The 20,451-nt window shown below is 72.4% G+C and carries 24 protein-coding genes; 12 read left to right on the top strand and 12 right to left on the bottom strand.

All coding sequences use genetic code 11. The features are described 5' to 3' along the window. The first annotated feature begins 543 nt into the window (after positions 1 to 543). The 3 genes from ACLJQZ_RS18660 (at position 544) to ACLJQZ_RS18650 (ending at position 2,970) form a co-directional block, all read left to right on the top strand. Positions 544 to 1,248, top strand: a complete 705-nt coding sequence (locus ACLJQZ_RS18660) for a lysophospholipid acyltransferase family protein (RefSeq protein ID WP_410621254.1) — start codon at positions 544 to 546, stop codon at positions 1,246 to 1,248. Beyond that, positions 1,248 to 2,264 carry an NAD(P)H-dependent glycerol-3-phosphate dehydrogenase gene (locus tag ACLJQZ_RS18655; protein ID WP_410621253.1) on the top strand — a complete coding sequence of 339 codons (1,017 nt, stop codon included), beginning with the start codon at positions 1,248 to 1,250 and terminating at the stop codon, positions 2,262 to 2,264. Before ACLJQZ_RS18660 ends, ACLJQZ_RS18655 begins: the two co-directional genes overlap by 1 nt. A 226-nt stretch (positions 2,265 to 2,490) precedes the next feature. After that, complete coding sequence (locus tag ACLJQZ_RS18650; RefSeq protein WP_410621508.1) at positions 2,491 to 2,970, top strand: cysteine dioxygenase; 480 nt, start codon at positions 2,491 to 2,493, stop codon at positions 2,968 to 2,970. A gap of 12 nt (positions 2,971 to 2,982) precedes the next feature. On the opposite strand, the gene ACLJQZ_RS18645 is transcribed toward ACLJQZ_RS18650, so the two are convergent. The 6 genes from ACLJQZ_RS18645 to ACLJQZ_RS18620 all read right to left on the bottom strand — a co-directional run bounded on the left by ACLJQZ_RS18645 (position 2,983) and on the right by ACLJQZ_RS18620 (position 7,854). Continuing rightward, the gene (locus tag ACLJQZ_RS18645) at positions 2,983 to 3,960 is read right to left on the bottom strand and encodes an asparaginase (protein WP_410621252.1); all 978 of its coding nucleotides are present in this window, start codon (positions 3,958 to 3,960) and stop codon (positions 2,983 to 2,985) included. Further along, positions 3,957 to 4,775, bottom strand: a complete 819-nt coding sequence (locus ACLJQZ_RS18640; protein ID WP_410621251.1) for a class I SAM-dependent methyltransferase — start codon at positions 4,773 to 4,775, stop codon at positions 3,957 to 3,959. Before ACLJQZ_RS18640 ends, ACLJQZ_RS18645 begins: the two co-directional genes overlap by 4 nt. Further along, positions 4,772 to 5,152 carry a VOC family protein gene (locus ACLJQZ_RS18635; RefSeq protein WP_410621250.1) on the bottom strand — a complete coding sequence of 127 codons (381 nt, stop codon included), beginning with the start codon at positions 5,150 to 5,152 and terminating at the stop codon, positions 4,772 to 4,774. The genes ACLJQZ_RS18640 and ACLJQZ_RS18635 overlap by 4 nt, the downstream gene beginning before the upstream one ends. Before the next feature lie 41 nt (positions 5,153 to 5,193). Then, positions 5,194 to 5,943 carry an FAD:protein FMN transferase gene (locus tag ACLJQZ_RS18630; protein WP_410621249.1) on the bottom strand — a complete coding sequence of 250 codons (750 nt, stop codon included), beginning with the start codon at positions 5,941 to 5,943 and terminating at the stop codon, positions 5,194 to 5,196. Next, on the bottom strand, positions 5,943 to 6,440 hold the full coding sequence (locus ACLJQZ_RS18625; RefSeq protein ID WP_410621248.1) for an FMN-binding protein: 498 nt from the start codon (positions 6,438 to 6,440) through the stop codon (positions 5,943 to 5,945). Before ACLJQZ_RS18625 ends, ACLJQZ_RS18630 begins: the two co-directional genes overlap by 1 nt. A gap of 67 nt (positions 6,441 to 6,507) precedes the next feature. Then, entirely contained in the window at positions 6,508 to 7,854 is a 1,347-nt protein-coding gene (locus ACLJQZ_RS18620) for a ferric reductase-like transmembrane domain-containing protein (protein ID WP_410621247.1), read from the bottom strand. A 148-nt stretch (positions 7,855 to 8,002) separates the two neighbouring features. Between ACLJQZ_RS18620 and ACLJQZ_RS18615 the strand changes: the two genes are divergently transcribed. Next, positions 8,003 to 8,719: a response regulator transcription factor gene (locus ACLJQZ_RS18615; RefSeq protein WP_410621507.1), complete on the top strand. Its 717-nt coding sequence runs from the start codon at positions 8,003 to 8,005 to the stop codon at positions 8,717 to 8,719. Beyond that, positions 8,716 to 10,143, top strand: coding sequence for a sensor histidine kinase (locus ACLJQZ_RS18610; RefSeq protein WP_410621246.1), 1,428 nt, complete (start codon positions 8,716 to 8,718; stop codon positions 10,141 to 10,143). Before ACLJQZ_RS18615 ends, ACLJQZ_RS18610 begins: the two co-directional genes overlap by 4 nt. A gap of 32 nt (positions 10,144 to 10,175) precedes the next feature. Here ACLJQZ_RS18610 and ACLJQZ_RS18605 read toward each other — a convergent pair whose 3' ends face one another. Further along, the gene (locus tag ACLJQZ_RS18605) at positions 10,176 to 10,769 is read right to left on the bottom strand and encodes a dihydrofolate reductase family protein (protein WP_410621245.1); all 594 of its coding nucleotides are present in this window, start codon (positions 10,767 to 10,769) and stop codon (positions 10,176 to 10,178) included. A gap of 65 nt (positions 10,770 to 10,834) precedes the next feature. Continuing rightward, positions 10,835 to 11,479 carry a pyridoxamine 5'-phosphate oxidase family protein gene (locus ACLJQZ_RS18600; protein WP_410621244.1) on the bottom strand — a complete coding sequence of 215 codons (645 nt, stop codon included), beginning with the start codon at positions 11,477 to 11,479 and terminating at the stop codon, positions 10,835 to 10,837. Positions 11,480 to 11,560: 81 nt separating this feature from the next. Here ACLJQZ_RS18600 and ACLJQZ_RS18595 point away from each other — a divergent pair, with 81 nt between their 5' ends. Continuing rightward, positions 11,561 to 12,934: a PLP-dependent aminotransferase family protein gene (locus ACLJQZ_RS18595; protein WP_410621243.1), complete on the top strand. Its 1,374-nt coding sequence runs from the start codon at positions 11,561 to 11,563 to the stop codon at positions 12,932 to 12,934. 278 nt (positions 12,935 to 13,212) lie between these two features. Further along, complete coding sequence (locus tag ACLJQZ_RS18590) at positions 13,213 to 14,307, top strand: D-alanine--D-alanine ligase family protein (RefSeq protein ID WP_410621242.1); 1,095 nt, start codon at positions 13,213 to 13,215, stop codon at positions 14,305 to 14,307. A gap of 61 nt (positions 14,308 to 14,368) precedes the next feature. Here ACLJQZ_RS18590 and ACLJQZ_RS18585 read toward each other — a convergent pair whose 3' ends face one another. Both ACLJQZ_RS18585 and ACLJQZ_RS18580 read right to left on the bottom strand, forming a co-directional pair. Beyond that, positions 14,369 to 14,905 carry a DUF3515 domain-containing protein gene (locus tag ACLJQZ_RS18585; protein ID WP_410621241.1) on the bottom strand — a complete coding sequence of 179 codons (537 nt, stop codon included), beginning with the start codon at positions 14,903 to 14,905 and terminating at the stop codon, positions 14,369 to 14,371. 19 nt (positions 14,906 to 14,924) lie between these two features. Further along, a complete protein-coding gene (locus ACLJQZ_RS18580) occupies positions 14,925 to 15,158 on the bottom strand; it encodes an Lrp/AsnC family transcriptional regulator (RefSeq protein ID WP_125306405.1) in 234 nt (77 codons plus the stop codon). 155 nt (positions 15,159 to 15,313) lie between these two features. Between ACLJQZ_RS18580 and ACLJQZ_RS18575 the strand changes: the two genes are divergently transcribed. Then, on the top strand, positions 15,314 to 16,270 hold the full coding sequence (locus ACLJQZ_RS18575; protein ID WP_410621240.1) for a thiamine-phosphate kinase: 957 nt from the start codon (positions 15,314 to 15,316) through the stop codon (positions 16,268 to 16,270). Between the two features lie 16 nt (positions 16,271 to 16,286). Further along, positions 16,287 to 16,766, top strand: coding sequence for a GNAT family N-acetyltransferase (locus ACLJQZ_RS18570; protein ID WP_410621239.1), 480 nt, complete (start codon positions 16,287 to 16,289; stop codon positions 16,764 to 16,766). On the opposite strand, the gene ACLJQZ_RS18565 is transcribed toward ACLJQZ_RS18570, so the two are convergent. Beyond that, the gene (locus ACLJQZ_RS18565) at positions 16,753 to 17,907 is read right to left on the bottom strand and encodes a glycoside hydrolase family 27 protein (protein WP_410621238.1); all 1,155 of its coding nucleotides are present in this window, start codon (positions 17,905 to 17,907) and stop codon (positions 16,753 to 16,755) included. The two genes, ACLJQZ_RS18570 and ACLJQZ_RS18565, sit on opposite strands and share 14 nt — an antisense overlap. Before the next feature lie 92 nt (positions 17,908 to 17,999). On the opposite strand from ACLJQZ_RS18565, the gene ACLJQZ_RS18560 reads away from it, so the two are divergent. Genes ACLJQZ_RS18560 through ACLJQZ_RS18550 form a run of 3 tightly spaced genes read left to right on the top strand, consistent with a single transcriptional unit; the run spans position 18,000 to position 20,065 of the window. Further along, complete coding sequence (locus ACLJQZ_RS18560; protein WP_410621237.1) at positions 18,000 to 18,530, top strand: gamma carbonic anhydrase family protein; 531 nt, start codon at positions 18,000 to 18,002, stop codon at positions 18,528 to 18,530. A gap of 30 nt (positions 18,531 to 18,560) precedes the next feature. Further along, complete coding sequence (locus ACLJQZ_RS18555) at positions 18,561 to 19,238, top strand: uracil-DNA glycosylase (protein WP_410621236.1); 678 nt, start codon at positions 18,561 to 18,563, stop codon at positions 19,236 to 19,238. A gap of 56 nt (positions 19,239 to 19,294) precedes the next feature. Then, positions 19,295 to 20,065 carry an alpha/beta fold hydrolase gene (locus ACLJQZ_RS18550; RefSeq protein ID WP_410621235.1) on the top strand — a complete coding sequence of 257 codons (771 nt, stop codon included), beginning with the start codon at positions 19,295 to 19,297 and terminating at the stop codon, positions 20,063 to 20,065. A 177-nt stretch (positions 20,066 to 20,242) separates the two neighbouring features. Here the strand turns inward: ACLJQZ_RS18550 and rpmB are convergent, their stop codons facing one another. Continuing rightward, entirely contained in the window at positions 20,243 to 20,434 is a 192-nt protein-coding gene (rpmB, locus tag ACLJQZ_RS18545; RefSeq protein ID WP_247062089.1) for a 50S ribosomal protein L28, read from the bottom strand. Between the last annotated feature and the right edge of the window lie 17 nt (positions 20,435 to 20,451).

Here is a 20,451-nt window from a genome sequence, read left to right as displayed (position 1 = left end):
CGGCGGCCGGGGCGCGGGCGGGGTAGTTGTCCACAGGTTCGCCGTGTTGTGGACAACTCCGGGGTCGGGGGCCCGGTCGGGACGGGTTTCGTCCGGGTCGGTCGATACGGTTGAGACGGGGTGGCCCCCAGGGAGGGTGGACTCTGTCTGGGGGCGGGGATGGCGGTGGATTTGGGCCTGTTGCTGGGGATTTACGGGTCTTTCGGCCGCCTCGGGGCCGAGTTGCAAGTCTGCTGTCCCAGGTCTGCCGCGGCTGGTCGTGAGTGTTTAGGAGGGTTCTAACCCTCCTAAACACTCACGACCCCGAGCCCGCGCAGCCGCCAGGTGTGGACCAGCGTCGAGACCGCCGCCTGCACCGGGGGCCGGGGCCGGGGGCCGCTCCGGGAAGCACCCACCGCCCACCCCGGCCGGCCGGGCGCGGCCGGCTTGCGCTGGTAGGGGTGTTCCACCTGGGCTCGGGGTCCGTCGGCCACCCTCCCTGGACCGCTCCGACCCCGGCGCGGCAGGATCAAGGGCGGACTTGAGCTGTGGAGGAGGAAGACTGTGGCCCGGCGTGAGAAGGGCGGCTTCTGGGTGGGGCTCGCCGCCGTACTGTTCTACCCGGTGACCGGGATCGGGCGGCGGGTGTACTCCGGGACCGAGAAGATTCCCCGGCAGGGGCCCGCGCTGCTGGTCATGAACCACATCTCGCACCTCGACCCCGTCGTCGACGCCGTGTTCGTGCACCGCCAGAAGCGGGTGCCCCGCTTCCTCGGCAAGGAGTCGCTGACGCGGACGCCGATCTTCGGGAAGATCTTCGTCGGCGCGGGGCAGATCCCCGTCTCGCGGGGCTCGGCCGCCGCGGGGGACAGTCTCAAGGCCGCGCACGACGCGCTCGCGGCGGGGAAGCTCGTCGTGATCTACCCCGAGGGCACCATCACCAAGGACCCGGCCGGCTGGCCGAAGGAGTCCTTCACCGGCGCCGCCCGGCTCGCGCTGCAGAACGACGTCCCCGTCATCCCGATCGCGCGCTGGGGCACCAGCCAGATCTTCAACGGCTACACCAAGAAGTTCACGCCGTTCCCGCGCAAGACCATCACCCACTCGGTCGGCGACCCGCTCGACCTGTCCGGCTACCGCGGCGGCAACACGCGCAGCGCGGCGAAACTGCGCGAGGTCACGAAGGTGATGATGGACGACGTGACCCGGCTGCTCGGCGAGATCCGGCACGAGGAACCGCCGCCGGCGAAGCCGGAAGATCCCGCCTGATGCGCGCCGACGTCCAGCGGGTCACCGTGCTCGGGGCCGGTTCGTGGGGCACCGCGTTCGCGAAGGTTCTCGGTGACGCCGGGCGCGACGTCACCATGTGGGCGCGCCGCGAGCAGGTCGCCGCGGACATCCGCGAGCGCCACGCCAACTCCGCGTACCTGCCCGGCGTCGACCTGCCGGACCGCATCACCGCGACCGCCGACCCGGCCGAGGCCCTCGACGGCGCCGAGGCCGTGGTGCTGGCCGTGCCCAGCCAGAGCCTGCGGGCCAACCTCTCGGAGTGGCGGCCCCTGCTGCCGGCCGGCACGATCCTCGTCAGCCTGGCCAAGGGCGTCGAACTCGGCACGCTCAAGCGGATGAGCGAGGTGATCGCCGAGATCGTCGCGGTGAACGCCGGCGAGGTCGTCGTCGTCACCGGGCCGAACCTGGCCAAGGAGATCGCCGCGGGGCAGCCGTCCGCGTCGGTGCTCGCCTGCGCCGATCACGAGCGCGCGGTCGCGATCCAGCGCGCCAGCGCCAACTCCTACTTCCGGCCCTACACCAACACCGACGTCGTCGGCTGCGAGCTGGGCGGGGCGTGCAAGAACGTCATCGCGCTCAGCACCGGGATGGCCGCGGGCCTCGGCCTCGGCACCAACACGATGGCGACGCTCATCACCCGCGGCCTGGCCGAGATGGCCCGGCTCGGTGCGAAACTCGGCGCCGACCCGCTGACGTTCGCCGGGCTCGCCGGGGTCGGCGACCTGGTCGCGACGTGCTCGTCGCCGCTTTCGCGCAACCGGACGTTCGGGGAGCGCCTCGGCCGCGGCGACACGCTGGAGCAGGCCCAGGCCGCCGCCGGAGGGCAGGTCGCCGAGGGCGTCATGTCGTGCTCGTCGATCCGGGCCCTCGCGCGGAGCCTCGATGTCGACATGCCGATCACGGACGCGATGTACCGCGTCTGCCACGAGGGCGTCGACCCGCGCCAGGCCGGCGCCGAACTGCTGGGACGGTCGCAAAAACACGAGTGGTCCTGACACCGGCTCGGCTTTCCGGCGCCGGGCGGCGTCACGTACCGCCCGGATGCTGGGAGCCGCTTGACCGGCCTCCGGGCGGCTGGGACCGTAGGCGCCATGTTCGCGCCAACCATGATCGAGTCGCGGGGTCGTCACGACCTCCGCGCCGTCATGTGTGCGTGTCGCTGTTGTCGGTGAACCCCGCCCCGGCCCAGCTCGACACCCCTTTTCTCCCGTGAGGACCCTCATGTTCGCCGTCCCGGACAACACCCTGCTGCGTCCCGAGAACCCCGCGCTGCGCCACCCCGTGCGCGTCGCGCTGGAGGTCGCCGCCGATCGCGACCGCTGGAAGCACCTGCTGCGCTACGACCCGGAAGAGCGCTACGCGACGCTCGTCTCCCAGGACGAGCAGCAGGAGGTGTGGCTGATGAGCTGGCTGCCCGGCCAGCGCACCGACCTGCACGACCACGCGGTCGCCAGCGGCGCGTTCACGGTGGTCAGCGGCCACCTGACGGAGGCGGTCGCCCGCCGCGCCCCGGACGGCCGCGCGATCACCGAGCTGCACGCGCTCGCCGCGGGGCAGTCGCGGGTGTTCGGCCCGGGGTACGTGCACGAAGTCCGCAATGAGGGCCCGGACCCGGCGGTCTCGGTCCACGTCTACCGCGACGCGGGCCGCGCGATGCGCCCGTACCACCTGGACCCGCTGAGCGGCCCGATCCGTGACTGACCCTCGCCAGGGTCAGGCGAGGTCGCCGCGCAGGCGGAACTCCTGCTCGATGCGCGTGCGGTCGGCGCCCGCCGCCAGCAGCGTGGCCAGCAGGATCCGGGACTTCCTCGCGTCCAGCCAGCCCGCCATTGTCGCGCCCATCGCGATCAGGCTCGACTCCGAACCGCGGAAGCCATACGTCGAGCGCAACGTCGGCCCGGCGCCCGTCCGGGACGCGACCACCACCGGCAGCCGCGGAACCAGCCGCTCGACGACGTCGGCCGTGCCCGCCGAGACGTGGCCGGCGCCCGCCGCGGCCAGCACCAGGCCGCGCACGCGGGGATCCGACGCGACCAGCTCCAGCACCGCGCCCGGGTCGTCCAGACCGGACTCGACCACCGGCACCAGCCCGGTGAAGTCGGCGCCGGAACGAACAGGTGGCCGCGGCGGCGACGGGTGGAACCAGTGCACCGCCTGCTCGACGACCATGCCGAGCGGGCCCGCCGGCGCCGACGAAAACGCTTCCAGGTGGCTCGAATGCGCTTTCCGGACCCACCGCGCCGCGTGGACGTCGTCGTTCAGCGTCACCATCGCGCCGCGCCCCCGGCCGCGGGGATCGGCCGCGACGGTCAGCGCGTTCCGCAGGTTCGCCGGGCCGTCCGGGCTGAGCAGGCCCGCGTTGCGCATCGCGCCCGTGACGACCACCGGGGTCTCCGACGGCCAGCACAGGTCCAGGAAGTACGCCGTCTCCTCGAGGGTGTCGGTGCCCTGGACGACCACGAAACCGTCGGCGTCCTGGGCCAGGCCCCAGTCGCGGCAGCGCAGCAGCGTCGCGAAGTCCAGCGACGCGCTGCCGATGGCCGCCAGGGTCTCCGCGCGCACCTCGAAGGGCAGGTCGCCGAGGCCGGCGAGCAGCTCCGCGGCGCCGAACCGCGGCACCGCGCCCCCGGAACCGCCGGAAGGGGCCATCGAGATGGTGCCGCCCAGGGTGGCGACCGCGATCACGGTCACTTGACGGCCTGGAGCGTGTAGCTCGCCGCGAGCCGTTGCGGCGTGTCCTTCAGCCGCCACTCGTCGACGGCCTCGTCGTGCACCATCTGGCCCGGGATGGCGTTCCACGGCACGCTGTCGTGCTCGGTGAGCCCGGTCAGCGTCAGCCCGGCGGCCAGCAGCGCGGTGACGATCTCGCCCAGCGAGTGGTTCCACTCGTGGGTCACCGTGTGGGTCAGCTCGCCGTCGACCTCGACGTAGGTGCCCGGCTCGTCGAACACCAGCGGCTCGGCCTGCTCGAAGTACGGGTACCGCGGCACCGCCGGGTCGGCGGTCTCGTCGAGGGTCTGCAGCATCGGGTGTCCTTCGCGGATGAACAGCCGCCCGCCCGGCCGCAGCAGGCCCGCGACGACCTCGGCCCAGCGCGCCACCGACGGCAGCCAGCACAGGGCGCCGATTCCGGTGTAGACCAGGTCGAAGCTCTCCGCGCCCAGCACGGAGACGGCGTCGTAGACGTTGGCCTCGTGGTAGTCGACGTCCGCGCCCGCCGCCTCGGCCAGCCGCCGCGCCTCGGTCAGCGCCGCGCCCGAGAAATCGAGCCCGGACACCCGCGCGCCCAGCCGGGACAGCGACACCGTGTCCGTGCCGAGGTGGCACTGCAGGTGCACCGCGCGCAGCCCGGCGATGTCACCCAGCCGGGGCCGGTCGAACCGCACGACGGCGCTCAGGTACGCCGGATCCGCGGCGAAGTCCGCGAAGTTGTAGTCCGGTGAGGACGCGTGCAGCGGCGCGCGGTCGTCCCAGTTGGCCTTGTTGAGAGCGAAGGAGTCCGTCACGACGTCGCCGCGCGCTCGGCCTTGCTGCGCAGCACGCAGAATTCGTTGCCCTCGGGGTCGGCGAGCACGGCCCAGCCGGTGCCGTCCTCGTTGCGCCGGTCGTGGACCAGCGTGGCGCCCAGCCCGATCAGGCGCGCGACCTCTTCGTCACGCGGGACATCCGGTCGCAGGCACAGGTGCAGGCGGTTCTTGACCGTCTTCGGTTCCGGCACCTTCAGGAACAGCAAGGCGGTGCCGTCGGACAGCTCGATGCCGACCTCGTCGTCACCCGGGTGGTCGCCGTCGGGGATCGGTTTCCCGGTGACCTGGCTCCAGAACTGGCAGAGGGTGTACGGGTCGGCGCAGTCGACGGACACGTTCAGCACGGCGGAAGGCATGCCCCGAGTCTGGCCGAGCGTCCCCGCCGGAGCGACTCGATTTACGAAGCGACCGCGAGCCCCGCGGTCCGGTGCATGCGGCGGCTGTCGTCGACGATGAGGATCTCGCAGCCCGGCCGGTCCGCCGCCCACGTGATTCCCTCCGCGCCCATCGCGAACGCCGCCGTGGCCAGCGCGTCCGCGGTGACCAGGTCGCCGGCCACGACCGTGACGCTCATCAGGCCGGTCGCCGGGGTGCCGTCGCGGCCGTCGAGGATGTGCGAGCCGCGCTCGTAGGCCGCCGACGTCGCGATGGCGCCGTTGCGCGACTCCAGCACCGCGCACACGGCCAGGGGCTGCTCGGGGTGGCGGACGCCGACCCGCCACGGCCGTCCGGGTTCGGGCTCGCCGGCGGTGACGACGTCGCCGCCCGCGTTGAGGCAGAACGTCGTCGCGCCTTCGGCCTTGAGCATGTCGGCGGCGCGCTGCACCGCCCAGCCCTTCACCACCGCGCACGGGTCGAGGCCCCGGCCGGGCAGCCGCGCCCGGAACGCGCCGCCGGAGAGCTGCTCGTAGTACGCGCAGAGCTCCAGCACCTCGATCAGGTCGTCGCTCAGGTCCTCGGCCGGCAGCTCACCGCGGTCGTAGCGGCTGACCTCGCTGTCCTGTTTGAACGGGCTGAACCGGGCGTCGACGTCGCGGAACCACGCGAAGACGTCGTCGACGACGTCGGCGAAGTCGTCGGTGTCGTCCCTGTCCCGCAGGTCGAGGGAGATCGGCAGGCCCATCACCTGTTCCACGCGGTTCGTCATCAGTTGCCCCGAGCGTCGATGGCGGCCTGCAGCGACGTCTTGTACGACTCGCTCGTCTCGGTCGCGCCGGTCACCGTGTCGATCTTCGCGCTCTGCGCCTTGATCGCCTCTTCCTGCAGCTTCGGCAACGCGGTCAGCGCGCGCCCGCCGTCCGGCGCCTGCAGCAGGGTGATCGCGGCCAGCCGGGAGCCGGCGAAGGTCACCTGGACCTGCACGGTCCCGTAGGTGCTCCACTCGGCGGTGCCCTGCGTGGTCACCGTCGCTTTCGTACTGTCCGAAGTAGACGGCGGCGGCGCGGACGGCGTGGGGGAGTTCGAGGTGCCGCCGGTCGGGCCACCGGCCGAAGTGGACGGTGGCGCGGCTGATGTGGACGGTGCCACGACGGCCGGCGGCGCCTGGGCGACGGCGGTGTTCTGCACCGGCGGCCCCGGTTCGAACCGCCAGACCGCGATGAAGCCCGCGATCGACAGCATGACGACGAAGATGGTTCTCTTCACAGCAGATCCTTCCTTGGGGCTGCGCCCCAAACCCCGCGGGGGCAAGCCCCCGAGCCCCGGATTGGCCCTAGGCCGCGAGGCTGAAGCGTTCGGCGTGGACCTGGGCTTTGGGCACGCGCAGCTCCCGCAGGCTGCGCAGCACGGCCGACGTCATCCCGGGCGGGCCGCAGACGAACACGTCCCGCTCGTGCACGTCCGGCACCATCATGTGCAGGTTCGCCGGGCCGAGCATCGTGCCGCGCGGCCCGACGGCCTGGTCGGGTCCGGTGAGGACGCTCACCATCGCGCCGCGGGTCTTGGCCAGCTGGTTCAGCTCGGGCAGCAGGACCGCGTCGGCCTGCGTGCGCACGCGGTAGAGCACGACGACGTGGCCTTGGATGTCCTCCAGCAGCGCGCGGATCGGCGTGATGCCGACGCCGCCCGCCACGAGCAGCGCGTCGGGCCGCTGCTGGTGGAGCGTCGTGAACGCGCCGTACGGGCCTTCGGCGAACACCCGCGTGCCGATGCGGAGGTTGCGCAGCGACGCGCTGGCGTCGCCGAGGGCCTTCGCGGTCAGGCGCAGCGTGCGGCCGTCGGGCGCCGCGGACAGCGAGAAGGGGTTGGCCTGGTACCAGCGGTCCTTAGTGAGGAACCGCCACAGGAAGAACTGGCCGGCGCGGACCGGCATCCGGTCGAGGTGCTTGCCGCTCATGTAGACCGAAACCACGTCCGGGGCCTCGGAAACGACGGCGGTGACGCGCAGCCGGTGGCGCAGGTTCCGCCACAGCGGAAGCAGTACGCGCCCGGCGAGCACCGCGGCGCCGGCGCTGAGCCAGAGCGTCCACCAGTAGCCCTTCGCCATCGGCGAGCCGGCGAACGACGTCCCGAGCGCGATCTGGTGCGTGAACGCGAGGAACACCGCCGCGTAGGTGTAGAGGTGGATGAAGTGCCACGTCTCGTAGGCCAGCCGCCGGCGCGCGAACTTCGCCGACGCCGCCCCGACGATGAGGATCACCGCGAACGCGACCAGCGCGCGCAGGATGCCCTCCAGCTGGTTCGCCATGTCCACCAGCTCGTCGACGACGCCGTGGTGCTCGACCTCGGCGTACCCGAGCACGATGAACACCAGGTGCGCGAGCAGCGTCCACAGGATCGTGAAGCCGGTCCAGCGGTGCCACGTCGTGAGCCGGTCCATGCCGATGCGCCGGTCCAGCCAGGGCAGCCGGGCCACCAGCAGCAGCTGGAACGCCATCGCGAGCGCGCCGTACAGCCCGGCGAGCCTGCCGATGCTGATCAGCACGTCGTCGGAGAGCCCGGCCTGCGCGAACAGGGTGGTCACGGCGGCCACGTTGGCGCCCAGGAGGAGGAAGAGGCCGGATTTCGCGGCGATCCGGGGGCGGATCGCCGGGCGCGTGGCCTCGGCGGTCTGCGTCATGCTGGTCACACGGATCCCTCATCGGTTCGGTTCACGAAGGCCAGCCTCGCCACCGAGCCTGTGGCGAGTCTGGGTGCCGGCTGTCGGGTTCCTGTCGGCCCGCGTCACCGCCTCGCCGCCCGCTCGCGCGCCGGGAGAAGATGGGGTGGTGCAGCCCTCCGAACCCGTGCGCCTGCTCGTCGTCGACGACGAGCCGCACATCGCCGACCTCGTCGCCACCGTCGCCCGGTACGAGGGCTGGCAGGCGGTCACGGCCGGCTCTGGCAGGGCCGCGCTGAGCGAGGCGGCGGCGTTCGCGCCGGACATCGTGGTGCTGGACCTGATGCTGCCCGACTTCGACGGCTTCACCGTGCTCGACCGGCTGCGCGCGAACGGCAGCGCGGTGCCCGTGGTGTTCCTCACGGCCAAGGACGCGACGGCGGACCGGATCGCCGGGCTCACCCGCGGGGGTGACGACTACCTGGTGAAACCGTTTTCCGTCGAGGAGCTGATGGCGCGGCTGCGGGCGGTCCTGCGCCGCAGCACCGGCGCCGCGCTCCCGGCCGCCGCGCGCGGGGCCGTGCTGCGCGTCGGGGACCTGACGCTGGACGAGGACACCCGCGAGGTCCGCCGCGGCGACGGGGCGCCGGCCGAGCTGACGCCGACCGAGTACGAGCTGCTGCGCTACCTGATGCGCCGCTCGCCGTCGGTGCTGACGAAGGCGCAGATCCTCGACCACGTCTGGGAGTACGACTTCGGCGGCCGGTCCAATGTGGTCGAACTCGTCATCTCGCACCTGCGCCGCAAGATCGACGCGGGCGCGGGCGAACCGCTGATCCACACCGTGCGCGGCGTCGGGTACGTCGTGCGTCAGGTCAACCGGTGACGGGCTTCTTCCGCCGGTGGTACGGGGCCTGGCGGCGCACCCGGCTCGGCACCCGCATCACACTCGGCCTCGGCGCGCTCGCCCTGGTGGTGTTCGCCGCCGTCGGCGTCACGACCGTCGGGATCATGCACGGCTACCTCGACCGGCGCCTCGACGAGCAGCTGTCCAAGAGCCAGAACACCCAGGTGCCGACGCTGCGCGAGACGCACGGCTCGCCGCAGTCGGTCTACTCCTGGTACTCGGCGCTGTACTCGGTGCGCGACGGCGTCGCGACGCCCGAGCCGGGCGGGATGCTGCCGGGCGACGGCAAGCAGCTGGCGAAGATCGCCGCCGACGCCGTCGGCGGCGACGTCACCCGCGACATCTACCTCTACGACGACGGCCCCTACCGGGTGCGGGCCTGCCCGGTCGACACCGATTCAGTGCTGCTGAGCGCCGCGCCGCAGGGGGATCTGAACGGGACCGTCCGGCAGCTGGTCTGGGTCGAGGTGGGCGCGTTCGCGCTCGCGCTGGCGGTGCTCGTGGTCGTCGGCCGGCTGGTGCTGCGCCGCGGTCTGCGCCCGCTGGCCGACATGGCCGGCACCGCGCACGACATCGCGGCCCACGACCTCACCGCGAACCCCGACCTGCCGGTGCGCGCGTCGGGTAGCGGCGGCGGCGTCGAGGTGGAGGAGCTGCGGACGGCGTTCAACGTGATGCTGGCGCACATCGACACGTCACTGGCGGCCAAGACCGAGGCGAACGAGCGGCTGCGCCGGTTCGTCGCCGACGCGTCCCACGAGCTGCGCACCCCGCTGACGTCGATCCGCGGTTACGCCGACCTGTTCCGCTACGCGGCCGCGAACGAGCCGGCGGAACGCGAGGCGCACCTGAGCAAGATCCGCGAGGAGACGGCGCGGATGACCGTGCTCGTCGACGACCTCCTGCTGCTGGCCCGCCTAGACGCGCGGGCGGCCGAGACGCCGTTGCGTCCCGAGCGGACGGACCTGGCCGAGCTGGCCGGCGACGCGGCGGACGCGTTCGCCGCCGGCCGGCCCGACCACCCGGTGACTTCCGACCTGGACGCGGCGGTGGTGGACGCCGATCCGGTCCGGCTGCGGCAGGTGCTCGACAACCTGCTGGCCAACGCGGCCGTGCACACCCCGCCGGGGACCGCGGTGCACGTCGCGGTGGTGGTCGAGGGCGCCGAGGCCGTCGCGCGGGTCACCGACGCCGGGCCCGCCGCCATTGCGCCGGCCGACCAGGAGCGGATCTTCGACCGGTTCTTCCGCGTCGACGACTCCCGCACCCGCTCGGGCGGCGGCACGGGCCTGGGGCTCTCGGTGGTGCAGTCCCTGGTGACGGCGCACGGCGGCACGGTCTCGGTGGAGTCCGCCCCGGGCCGCACGACGTTCACGGTCAGGCTGCCGCTCGCCCGGTCGTGAGTGAGAAACAGTGTTCTAACACTGTTTCTCACTCACGAGGACTTGCGCCGATCGTAGTAGGCGATGATCACGCCCTTGGTGGTCGCGACGCTGCGGGTGAGCGTGAACTCGGTGAACGGCGCGTCGGCGTCGAACATGCGCGCGCCGCGGCCGAGCGTCAGCGGGTGGATCAGCAGCGTGTAGCGGTCGACGAGCCCGGCCGCGTGCAGGGCGCGCACGAGCGCGGCGCTGCCGATGACCGACAGGTCGTTGCCGGGCGTGGCCTTCAGCTTGGCCACGGTGCTCGCCGCGTCGCCCCGCAGCAGCACCGAGTTCTGCCACGCGCCGGCGTCGTCCAAAGTGGTCGAGACGACGTACTTGGTGGTGGCGTTCATGTGCGTGGTGAACGGGTTGCCATCGGTCTGCCCGGCCCACGCGCCGATGAAGTCCTCCCAGGTGCGGCGGCCGAACAGCATGTCGCCGGGCTTGCCCATGCCCTGGCTCATCTCCTGGCCCAGGACCTCGTCCTGGTAGCGGCCGCCCCAGCCGCCGTGGGTGAAGCCGCCGCGGGTGTCCTCGTCGGGCCGGCCGAGGCCCTGGACGACGCCGTCGAGGGTGACGTTCATGGTGACGCTGAGCTCGCGCATGGGGTTCCTTCCGCTTCGGTCTGTCGCCGCCTATACGAACGGCCACCGCGCGGATCGACAGCGTGCTACTCCCGATCGGTGACGTGCGGCGGAATCACCCAGCCGGGAGAGAGGTCGGCCGACGGCTCGGGCGCGCCGAAGACGGTCCGCACCGGCAGCACCCCGGCCCACGCGGTGTCCGCGCCGACGTCGTCCGGCTCGTCGTCGGGGCCTTCGGCGCGCATCTTCACCGACGCCTCGGCGAGGTCGAGGGAGAGCACTGACACCGCCGCGAACTCCTTGGCGTTGACCTCCCGCGCGTGCTGCCACGAACCCGGCGCGAGGTGGTCGGTGAGCACCTCGAGGCCGTGCATCTTCGCCTCGGCGTCGGTGACGAGCTTCGCTTTCCCGAGGATGACGGCGCTGCGGTAGTTCATCGAGTGGTTGTTCACCGACCGCGCGTAGACGATGCCGTCGAGCAGCGTGACCGTGACGCAGACGTCGAGGTCCGCCGACGCCGTGCGCAGGCTCGACGCGCCGGTGGAACCGTGCAGGTAGAGCGTGTCGCCGTCGCGGCCGTAGCCGGTGGGCAGGACCAGCGGGACGCCGTCGCGGACGACGCCGAGGTGGCAGATCAGGCCGTCGTCCAGCACGGCGTGCAGCACGGCGCGGTCGGTGACGGCCCGGTTCTTCTTGCGGCCGAGCGTGGTGCGGGGCGTGGTGGAAAGCATGCGACCAGCGTCTCTCCCGGCAGTGGCATCGGAAAACATCCACTTCTCGTACACTTGGGAAGTCCACTTGAGGAGGTCCCCGTGACCCACGCCGACACCGCGCTCCCGGTCAGCCTCGACCGCGCGTCCGTCACGCCGCTCGCCGTCCAGCTCGCGGACGCGCTGCGCGAGGCGGCGGCGTCCGGGCACCTGCGCGGCGGCGACCGGCTGCCGTCGACCCGCGCGCTGGCCGGCCGGCTCGGCGTCAGCCGCACGGTGACGTCGGCCGCGTACGAGCAGCTCCACGCGGAGGGCTGGATCGCCGGGCGGCACGGCTCGGGGACGTACGTGACGACGCCGCCGTCGTTTTCGGCTTCGGAGGTCCCGGCGCCGGGCGTCGCGCCTTCGGCCGAGGTCGAGCCGCCGTCACTGCTGGACCTCGGGCCGGGCACACCGTGGGCGGCCGGGCTGGATCGCGCGGCCTGGCGCCGGGCCTGGCGCGCCGCGGCCGACCCGGACCCGCTGATCCGCGCCCACCGCGCGGGCCTGCCGGAGTACCGCGCGGCGGTGTCGGAGCACCTGCTGCGCCACCGCGGCCTGGCGGCGGGTTCGGTGCTGGCCACCGGCGGGACGACCGCCGCGGTGGTCGAGCTGGCCTCGGCGGTGCTGGAACGCGGCGACGTCGTGGCCGTCGAAGAGCCCGGCTACCAGCGCGCGGTGCAGGCGTTCCTCCGGGCGGGCATGCGGGTCGTCGGCGTCCCGGTGGACGAGGAGGGGCTGCGGCCCGACGCGATCCCGGCCGGCGCGCGGGCGGTGTACTGCTCGCCGGCGCACCAGTACCCGATGGGCAGCCGGCTCAGCGCGGCGCGGCGGGTTTCGCTGGTCGAGCGGGCGCGGGCGTCGTCGATGCTGGTGATCGAGGACGACTACGACGGCGAACTCCGCTTCGACGTCGCGCCGCTGCCGATGCTGGCCTCGCTTGCCCCGGACGTCGTCGCGCACCTCGGGACGACGTCGAAGATCCTCACGCCGACGCTGGGCGCGGGCTGGATGGTGGCGCCGGAGGCGATCACGTCGGCGGTGCTGGCGTACCGCGACCTGACGGGCACGCGGCCGTCGCCGGCGGGGCAGCGGGTGCTGTACGAGTTCGCGCGCAACGGAGATCTGGGAAGGCACCTGCGCAAGATCCGCCGCGAGATGGCGGAGCGCCGAACGCTCTTGGCGGGCGCCTTGGCCACGGCGGGCATCCCCCTCCGCGGCGACGACGCCGGGGCGCACCTGGTGGTCCCGTTCCCGTCGGCCGAGGTGGAGGCGTCGGTGATCGCGACGGCGGAGCGGCGGGGGATCCGGCTGGACGGGCTGGCGCGGCACTTCGCCGGCGTCCCGACGGCGCACGGCGTGGCGATCGGGTACGCGGGGTGCACGCGGGAGGCACTGGTGTCGGCGCTGCCGACGCTGGTCTCGCTGCTGCGCTGAGGCGATGTTGTCCACAGCCCGGCCGTGATGTGGACAACGAGTCCGCGCGGCGGCTGTTTCCGGCGTTTCGTCGGACGGCCCCGGTACGCTGGAAGCGGGGCCGGTCCCCCGGAGAGGGTGGGGGCTGCTTTCCGGAGGTTGTTCGGCGGCGGGCGCACTTGTGCCTCGAAGTACCAGACGTGCCACCGGCTGCCGGGGTTGCGTTCGGCGCTCGGGGCGTCTCGCCCGTCGCACGGGGCTGGGCTGTTCGCCGAGGTCACCGGGTACGGTGGCTCACCATGAGCAAGAAGATCCGGGTGGCGGTCGTGTTCGGCGGGCGCAGCAGCGAGCACACCATCTCCTGCCTGTCCGCGGGCAGTGTCCTGGGGAACCTCGACCCGGAGCGGTTCGAAGCCGTCCCCGTCGGCATCACGCGCGAAGGGCGCTGGGTGCTCGGTACCGGCGACTCCGCGCAGCTCGCCATCCGCGGCCGTGAGCTGCCGTCCGTCGAAGACGGCAAGAACCTCGTGCTCGCCGGGGATCCCTCCAGCCAGGGGCTCGTCGCCGTCGAGCCGGGCCGGGAAAGCGAGCTGCTGTCCCAGGTGGACGTCGTCTTCCCGGTGCTGCACGGCGCCTTCGGCGAAGACGGCACCATCCAGGGCCTGCTCGAGCTCGCCGGCATCCCGTACGTCGGCCCGGGCGTGCTCGCCAGCGCGGCCGCCATGGACAAGGAGACCGCGAAGAAGCTCCTGGCCGCCGAAGGACTTCCGGTCGGCACCTTCGCCGCGCTCCGCCGGGGTCAGTCCACTTTGGACGAGAGCGGCAAGACCAAGCTCGGCCTGCCGGTGTTCGTGAAGCCGTCGCGCGCCGGGTCGTCGGTCGGCATCAGCCGCGTGACGTCCTGGGACGACCTGGACGCCGCCATCGAGCTGGCCCGCGCCACCGACCCGAAGGTCCTCGTCGAGGCGGCCGTCGTCGGCCGCGAGGTCGAGTGCGGTGTCCTGGAGTTCCCGGACGGCCGCGTCGAAGCGTCGCTCCCGGCCGAGATCCGCGTCCTGTCCGAGGACGAAAACGCTTGGTACGACTTCGAAACCAAGTACCTGGGTGACGACGCCGAGCTGGACATCCCGGCCAAGCTCGACGACGCCGTCACCGAGAAGCTCCGCGCGATGGCCGTCGAGGCCTTCCGGGCGCTGGACTGCCAGGGCCTCGCCCGCGTCGACTTCTTCGTGGGCCCCGACGGCGAACCGAGCATCAACGAGGTCAACACGATGCCCGGCTTCACGACGAAGTCCGCCTACCCGAAGATGTGGGAGGTCACCGGCGTCGACTACCCGACCCTGCTGACCACGCTCATCGAGACCGCGATCGCCCGCGGCACCGGCCTCCGCTAGCCCAAAGCCGTGAAGGCCTCCTTACCGGCTCTTATGGCCGGGAAGGAGGCCTTCACGGCTTTCAGGAGAACCGCAGCGGACGCGCGGGCAGCTTCGCGGCCACCGTGTCCGAGATCTGCTGCAGCGGGCCCGTTCCGGCGCTGTCCGGCACCGTGAGGGCCGAGTAGACCTCGCGGTCCACCACATACCACGTCGACGCGCCGTCGCCCGGGACCTGCAGCCACTGGACGCCGTTCACCAGCCTCAGCTGCGCCGTCGGGGTCAGCTCCGGCGGGCGGTCCAGCCCGCACCGGAGCACCAGCGGGTCGGCCGTGCCCCAGGCCACCGTCGCCGGCGGGGCCGGCTCGGCCAGGGCGCGCAGCGACAGCGAAGACCCGTTCGACGTCAGCTCGGTCGGCACCGCGCCCAGCAGCGTCTTGCAGGCCGGGGACGCCGCCGCCGGGGCGGGCACGGAGACCAGCGGCAGCGGGCCGGCCGCGGGATCCGGAGAACGGTGAGTCAGGGCGAAGACGGCCACGGCGACCGCCAGGGCCACGGCGAGCGCGGCCGCGGTGACGAGCACCACCCTGGGTGGGGCGCCGGTGTCGGAGTCAGGCACTGCACCACTACACCACTGCTCAGAGATGCACGACCGGGCAGGTCAGCGTCCGGGTGATGCCTTCCACGTTCTGCACCTTCGCGACCACGAGCTGGCCCAGCTGGTCCACGCTGTCGGCGGCCGCGCGCACGATGACGTCGTACGGGCCGGTGACATCCTCCGAGCTGGTCACACCAGGGATGCTCGAGATCTCGGCCGCCACCGCGGCCGCCTTGCCGACCTCGGTCTGGATGAGGATGTATGCGTGGACCACGGCGCGCCCTTTCGTCGGGATCGATCGGCTCAGGGTAGGAACTTGGGAGCAGGAACGTTCTCAGCCAGCAACGTATCGCCAGCTCACGCAAAAACATAGGGCATCCGACTATCGGTGATCGATCTTTATCCCGGTAGAGAAAGCAGAGGTGACCGGTGTCACCGAACGACGCAACGGTCGCCGAGACCGGGGAGTTCGCGCTCATCCGAGCCGTCACGGAAGGACGCCGCCAGCCCCCGGGCACACTGCTCGGCCCCGGCGACGACGCCGCCGTGATCGCCGCCCCCGACGGGCGCGTGGTCGCCAGCACGGACGTCCTGGTGCAGGGGGTGCACTTCCGGCTCGACTGGTCCGCCCCGGAGCAGGTCGGGCGCAAGGCCGTCGCGGTCAACCTGGCCGACATCGCCGCCATGGGCGCCACGCCGACGTCCGTTCTCGTCGGCATCGCCTGCCCGCCCGACACCCCGCGTGCCGTCGTCACCGCGCTGGCCGACGGCATGTGGGCCGAGGCCGAACGCGCCGGCGTCGGCGTCTCCGGCGGTGACATGGTCCGCGCCGACCAGCTCGTGATCAGCGTCACCGCGCTCGGCGACCTCGGCGACCGCGAACCGGTGACGCGCTCGGGTGCCCGGCCCGGCGACGTCGTCGCGGTCTGCGGGAAGCTCGGCTGGGCCGCCGCGGGCCTGGCCGTGCTCGGCCGCGGCTTCCGCTCCCCGGTCGGCGTCGTCAACGCCCAGCGCGCTCCGGAGCCGCCGTACGAAGCCGGTCCGCGCGCCGCGCTCGCCGGGGCCACGGCCATGATCGACGTCTCCGACGGGCTCCTGGCCGACCTCGGGCACATCGCCGAGGCGTCCGGCGTCGGCATCGACGTCCGCACCGCCGACCTCGACGTCCCCGCCCGGCTCACCGAGGTCGGCGCCGCGCTGGGCGCGGACCCGCTCGACTGGGTCCTCACCGGCGGCGAGGACCACGCCCTGGTGGCCACGTTCCCGTCGTTCGCCGAGCTGCCGGAGGGCTGGCGCACCATCGGCGTCGCGACCATGCCGGACTCGGGGATCACCGTGGACGGCAAGCCTTCTACACGCGAAGGCGGCTGGACGCACTGGCGCTGAAGTAGGCTCCACGGACGTGAGAATCGTTCCGGTCCCCTACGACCACCCCGACGCGGCCAAGCTCATGGCCGCGGTGCAACAGGTTTACGTCGAGCGCTACGGCGACGAAGACGCCACCCCGATGGACCCCGCGCAGTTCGACCCGCCGCAGGGCCTGTTCCTCATCGGCTACCAGGGCGACGAAGCCGTCGCTTGTGGAGCGTGGCGCGCGCACGACGGCCCCGCCCCCGACTTCCAGGACGGCGACGCCGAGTTCAAGCGGATGTACGTCGCCGATTCCGCGCGGGGCCGCGGGTTCGCGCGGATGATCCTGTTCGAGCTCGAGCGCACGGCGGCGCTGTCCGGCCGCAAGCGCGCGGTGCTGGAGACCGGCACCAAGCAGCCGGAGGCGACCGCGCTCTACGCGTCCTCCGGCTACGTCGAGATTCCCGGCTTCGGCATCTACAAGAACGAGCCGGACAACCGTTGTTACGCCAAGGACCTCAGCGGGGCGTGAGCTTCAGCAGGGCCGCGGCGTGCGGCCGCAGGGACGCGGAGATCGCCGTTCCCACGTCCTGATGGGCCCAGAGATCCCGGACGTTCCAGGCGCCCGGGACCGGCGCGGACACGGTCGCGGTGGTGGTGCCGGTGTTGAGCAGCACCACCGCGAACCCGCCGCCGGACAGGGGTTTGCCCCACACCTGGTAGCCCGGCCCGGCCGCGAGCTGCCGGCCCTGGCCGCCCGCGAAGTCCTGGTCGACGGCGATCGCCTCGGGGTTGCCCAGCGTCGCGAGGTCGTCGTCGCCCAGCTTCGCCGGATCGGTCCCGGCGAACAGCGGCGCGTTCAGCACGGCCCAGACGCTGAAGTGCGCGCGGGCCTCGTCGGCGGTCAGCGTGCCGTTGCCGACCTGCAGCATGTCCGGGTCGTTCCAGCCGCCGGGCGAGCCACTGTGGACGGCGACGGCGGCCTGCTGGTCGATCGTCGCGAGCACGGAGTCCCAGGTCGGGGTCAGGTCGTAGGTGGTCCGCCACAGGTTCGCCACCGGCCGCGCCCAGGTCCACGGGCTGGAGACGCCGTATTCGGAGATCGCGTAGACGATCGGGCGGGGGAGCGCGGCCAATGCGTCGCGCATCTTCTCGAACGCCGCCCGCCGGTCGAGGCCGTCGACCGTGTCGGCGTTGCACCAGTCGTACTTGAGGTAGTCGACGCCCCAGCGGCCGAACGTCTCAGCGTCCTGCTGCTCGTGGCCGAGCGAGCCGATGCCGGCCGCGGGGTAGGCGTCGTTGGCCATCGCGCAGGTCCGGCTGCCCGGCACGGCGTAGATCCCGAACAGCAGGCCGCGCGAGTGGACGTAGTCGGCGAGGTCGGCGATGCCGTGCGGGAACCGCGTGGGATCGGCCCGCAGCGAGCCGTCGGCGGCGCGCGCGGGGGCCTGCCAGCAGTCGTCGACGACGACGTAGCGGTACCCGGCGTCGCGCAGGCCGTCGTCCGCGAGCGCGTCGGCGGCCTGCTTGACGACGTCCTCGGTGAGGTCGTAACAGCGGACCTGGTTCCAGCTGTTCCAGCCCATCGGCGGCGTCGTGGCCAGGCCGTTCGCCAGTGCCGGCGACGCGACGGGCGCGCTCAACAGCCAGGTCAGCGCGACGAGCAGGAGCACGAGGAGCGTGCTTCTCGGACGGGTGTGCTGCCTCGGGTCGATGCCGTGATCCAATCGCAGAGCACGTGAAACCGCGGTCACCCGGAGGCGGCATGCCGATCTACGCGCTCGGTTCGCTCGAACCGGCGATCCACCCCGACGCCTACGTCCACCCGGACGCGACGGTCATCGGCGACGTCCGGATCGCCGCCCACGCGTCGGTGTGGCCGCAGACCGTCCTGCGCGGCGACCACGGCCACATCGAGATCGGCGAGCGGTCCAACGTCCAGGACGGCTGCGTCCTGCACTGCACCGAGCAGCACCCGACGATCCTCGGCCCGTCGTCGGCGGTGGGGCACGCGGTGCACATCGAGGGCGCGAAGATCGGCACCGGCTGCCTGATCGCGTCCGGCTCGGTGGTGCTCAACGGCACGGTGATCGAGGACGGCGGCATGGTCGGCGCGGGCGCGGTGCTGTCGTACGGCTCGTACGTCAAGACCGGCGAGATCGCCCTCGGCGTGCCCGCGAAGACGCGGGAGAACAAGTCCTTCGGGCCGGAGAGCATCGCTCTCGTGGTGAATTCGTACGTCGAGCGGGCGCAGCGGTTCCGCGTCGAACTCCGGCGGCTCGACCCGCGCGAGTGACGGTGGCCACGGCCGGTAAGCTCGCCGCCCGTGACCGCACGAGCGCTGCAGGACATCGTCGAGGCAGGCTGGGCGAAAGCCCTCGAACCGGTGGCGCCGCAGGTCGCCGCGATGGGGGAGTTCCTCCGCGCGGAGATCGCCGCGGGCCGGACCTACCTGCCGGCGGGTGAGCACGTGCTGCGGGCGTTCCAGCAGCCGTTCCACGACGTCCGGGTGCTGATCGTCGGCCAGGACCCGTACCCGACGCCTGGGCACGCCGTGGGCCTGAGCTTTTCGGTGGCGCCGGACGTCCGGCCGATCCCGAAGAGCCTGGTCAACATCTACAAGGAGTACGCCGAGGACCTCGGCCACCCGCTGCCGTCGAACGGCGACCTGACGCCGTGGGCCGACCAGGGCGTCCTGCTGCTCAACCGGGCGCTGACGGTACAGCCGGGCAAGTCGAACTCGCACCAGGGAAAGGGCTGGGAAGACGTCACCGAGCAGGCGATCAAGGCCCTCGCGGCCCGGTCGGAGCCGATGGTGGCGATCCTCTGGGGCCGCAACGCCCGCAACCTGCGCCCGATGCTGGGCGAGGTGCCGTGCATCGAGTCGGCGCACCCGAGCCCGCTGTCGGCGCACAACGGCTTCTTCGGGTCGCGCCCGTTCAGCCGCGCCAACCAGCTGCTGGAGCAGCAGGGCGCGGCGCCGGTCGACTGGAAACTCCCGTAGGTTCGGTGTCCGGATCGGGGTGACGGCTCCGACCAGGGGGAAACCTTGGAGGAATCATGAACGTCACATCGGCCGACGGCACGACCATCGCCTACGACCAGCGCGGCACGGGTGCGCCCGTGATCCTGGTCGGCGGCGCGTTCAACGACCGGACCACGGTCGCCGGCCTGGCCGAGGTCCTGGCCGCGGACTTCACGACGATCGCGTACGACCGTCGTGGTCGCGGCGACAGCGGTGACACCGGTCCCTATGCGGTGGAGCGGGAGATCGAGGACATCGCGGCGCTGATCGCCGAGGCCGGTGGGACGGCGTCGGTGTTCGGCCACTCGTCGGGCGCGGTGCTGGCCCTGGAGGCGGCCGGAGCGGGCCTGGCGATCGAGAAGCTGGTGGCGTACGAACCGCCGTACGCGACCGACGCGGAGTCGCGCCCCGACGTCACGGAGAAGGTGGCCGCGCAGATCGCCGCGGGCGACCGCGACGGCGCGGCGGCGACGTTCCTCGAGGTCGCGGGCACCCCGCCCGAGGTGATCGAGGGGATGAAGCGGGCCCCGGTGTGGGACTGGTTCACCTCGCTGGCGCACACGCTCCCGTACGACCTGACGATCTGCGGCCCGGGCGCCCGCCCCCGCAAGGACCACCTGGCCCGGATCACGGCCCCGACGTTGGTCATCGGCGGTGGCGCCAGCCCCGAGAAGCTGCAGTCAGGAGCCCGCGTCGCGGCGTCGGCGGTCCCCGGCGCCCGCCACGAGACCCTCCCGGGCCAGGACCACGGGGTCCTGCAGCACCCGGAGTCCCTGCGCGACCTGCTGGTCGGCTTCCTCAAGTAGCCCCGAGCGCCCCAATGTGGCGTTGGGTGCGTTCAACGCACCCAATGTGGCGTTCGGTGCGTCAGACGCACCCAACGCCACATTGGGGCGCCGGCGACCTGGCAACAGCGGGAGCCGGTCGGGCACAAAAAAATGGCGGGTGCTCCGGAGAGCACCCGCCATTCGAAAATTCTCGCGTCAGCCCCGGACGACCTTGCCCGCCTTGATGCACGAGGTGCACACGTTCAGGCGCTTGCGCTGGGAAATACCCACCTTGGCGTGGACGGTCTGGATGTTCGGGTTCCACCGGCGGTTGGTACGCCGGTGGGAGTGCGAGACCGACTTGCCGAAGCCGGGTCCCTTGCCACAGACGTCGCACACGGCAGCCACGTCGAACTCCTTTGGAT

Origin of the sequence: Amycolatopsis sp. cmx-8-4 (assembly GCF_046548675.1) — a bacterium.
GTDB lineage: Bacteria > Actinomycetota > Actinomycetes > Mycobacteriales > Pseudonocardiaceae > Amycolatopsis.
Note: the sequence above shows the minus strand (reverse complement) of the source record. Positions and strands in the feature narration are given on the sequence as shown.

Coding starts and splice junctions, on each gene's coding strand:
- ACLJQZ_RS18655 (WP_410621253.1), top strand. CDS start 1,248: ATGCGCGCCGACGTCCAGCGGGTCACCGTGCTCGGGGCCGGTTCGTGG.
- ACLJQZ_RS18650 (WP_410621508.1), top strand. CDS start 2,491: ATGTTCGCCGTCCCGGACAACACCCTGCTGCGTCCCGAGAACCCCGCG.
- ACLJQZ_RS18635 (WP_410621250.1), bottom strand. CDS start 5,152: ATGCCTTCCGCCGTGCTGAACGTGTCCGTCGACTGCGCCGACCCGTAC.
- ACLJQZ_RS18630 (WP_410621249.1), bottom strand. CDS start 5,943: ATGACGAACCGCGTGGAACAGGTGATGGGCCTGCCGATCTCCCTCGAC.
- ACLJQZ_RS18620 (WP_410621247.1), bottom strand. CDS start 7,854: ATGACGCAGACCGCCGAGGCCACGCGCCCGGCGATCCGCCCCCGGATC.
- ACLJQZ_RS18605 (WP_410621245.1), bottom strand. CDS start 10,769: ATGCGCGAGCTCAGCGTCACCATGAACGTCACCCTCGACGGCGTCGTC.
- ACLJQZ_RS18600 (WP_410621244.1), bottom strand. CDS start 11,479: ATGCTTTCCACCACGCCCCGCACCACGCTCGGCCGCAAGAAGAACCGG.
- ACLJQZ_RS18590 (WP_410621242.1), top strand. CDS start 13,213: ATGAGCAAGAAGATCCGGGTGGCGGTCGTGTTCGGCGGGCGCAGCAGC.
- ACLJQZ_RS18560 (WP_410621237.1), top strand. CDS start 18,000: ATGCCGATCTACGCGCTCGGTTCGCTCGAACCGGCGATCCACCCCGAC.
- ACLJQZ_RS18550 (WP_410621235.1), top strand. CDS start 19,295: ATGAACGTCACATCGGCCGACGGCACGACCATCGCCTACGACCAGCGC.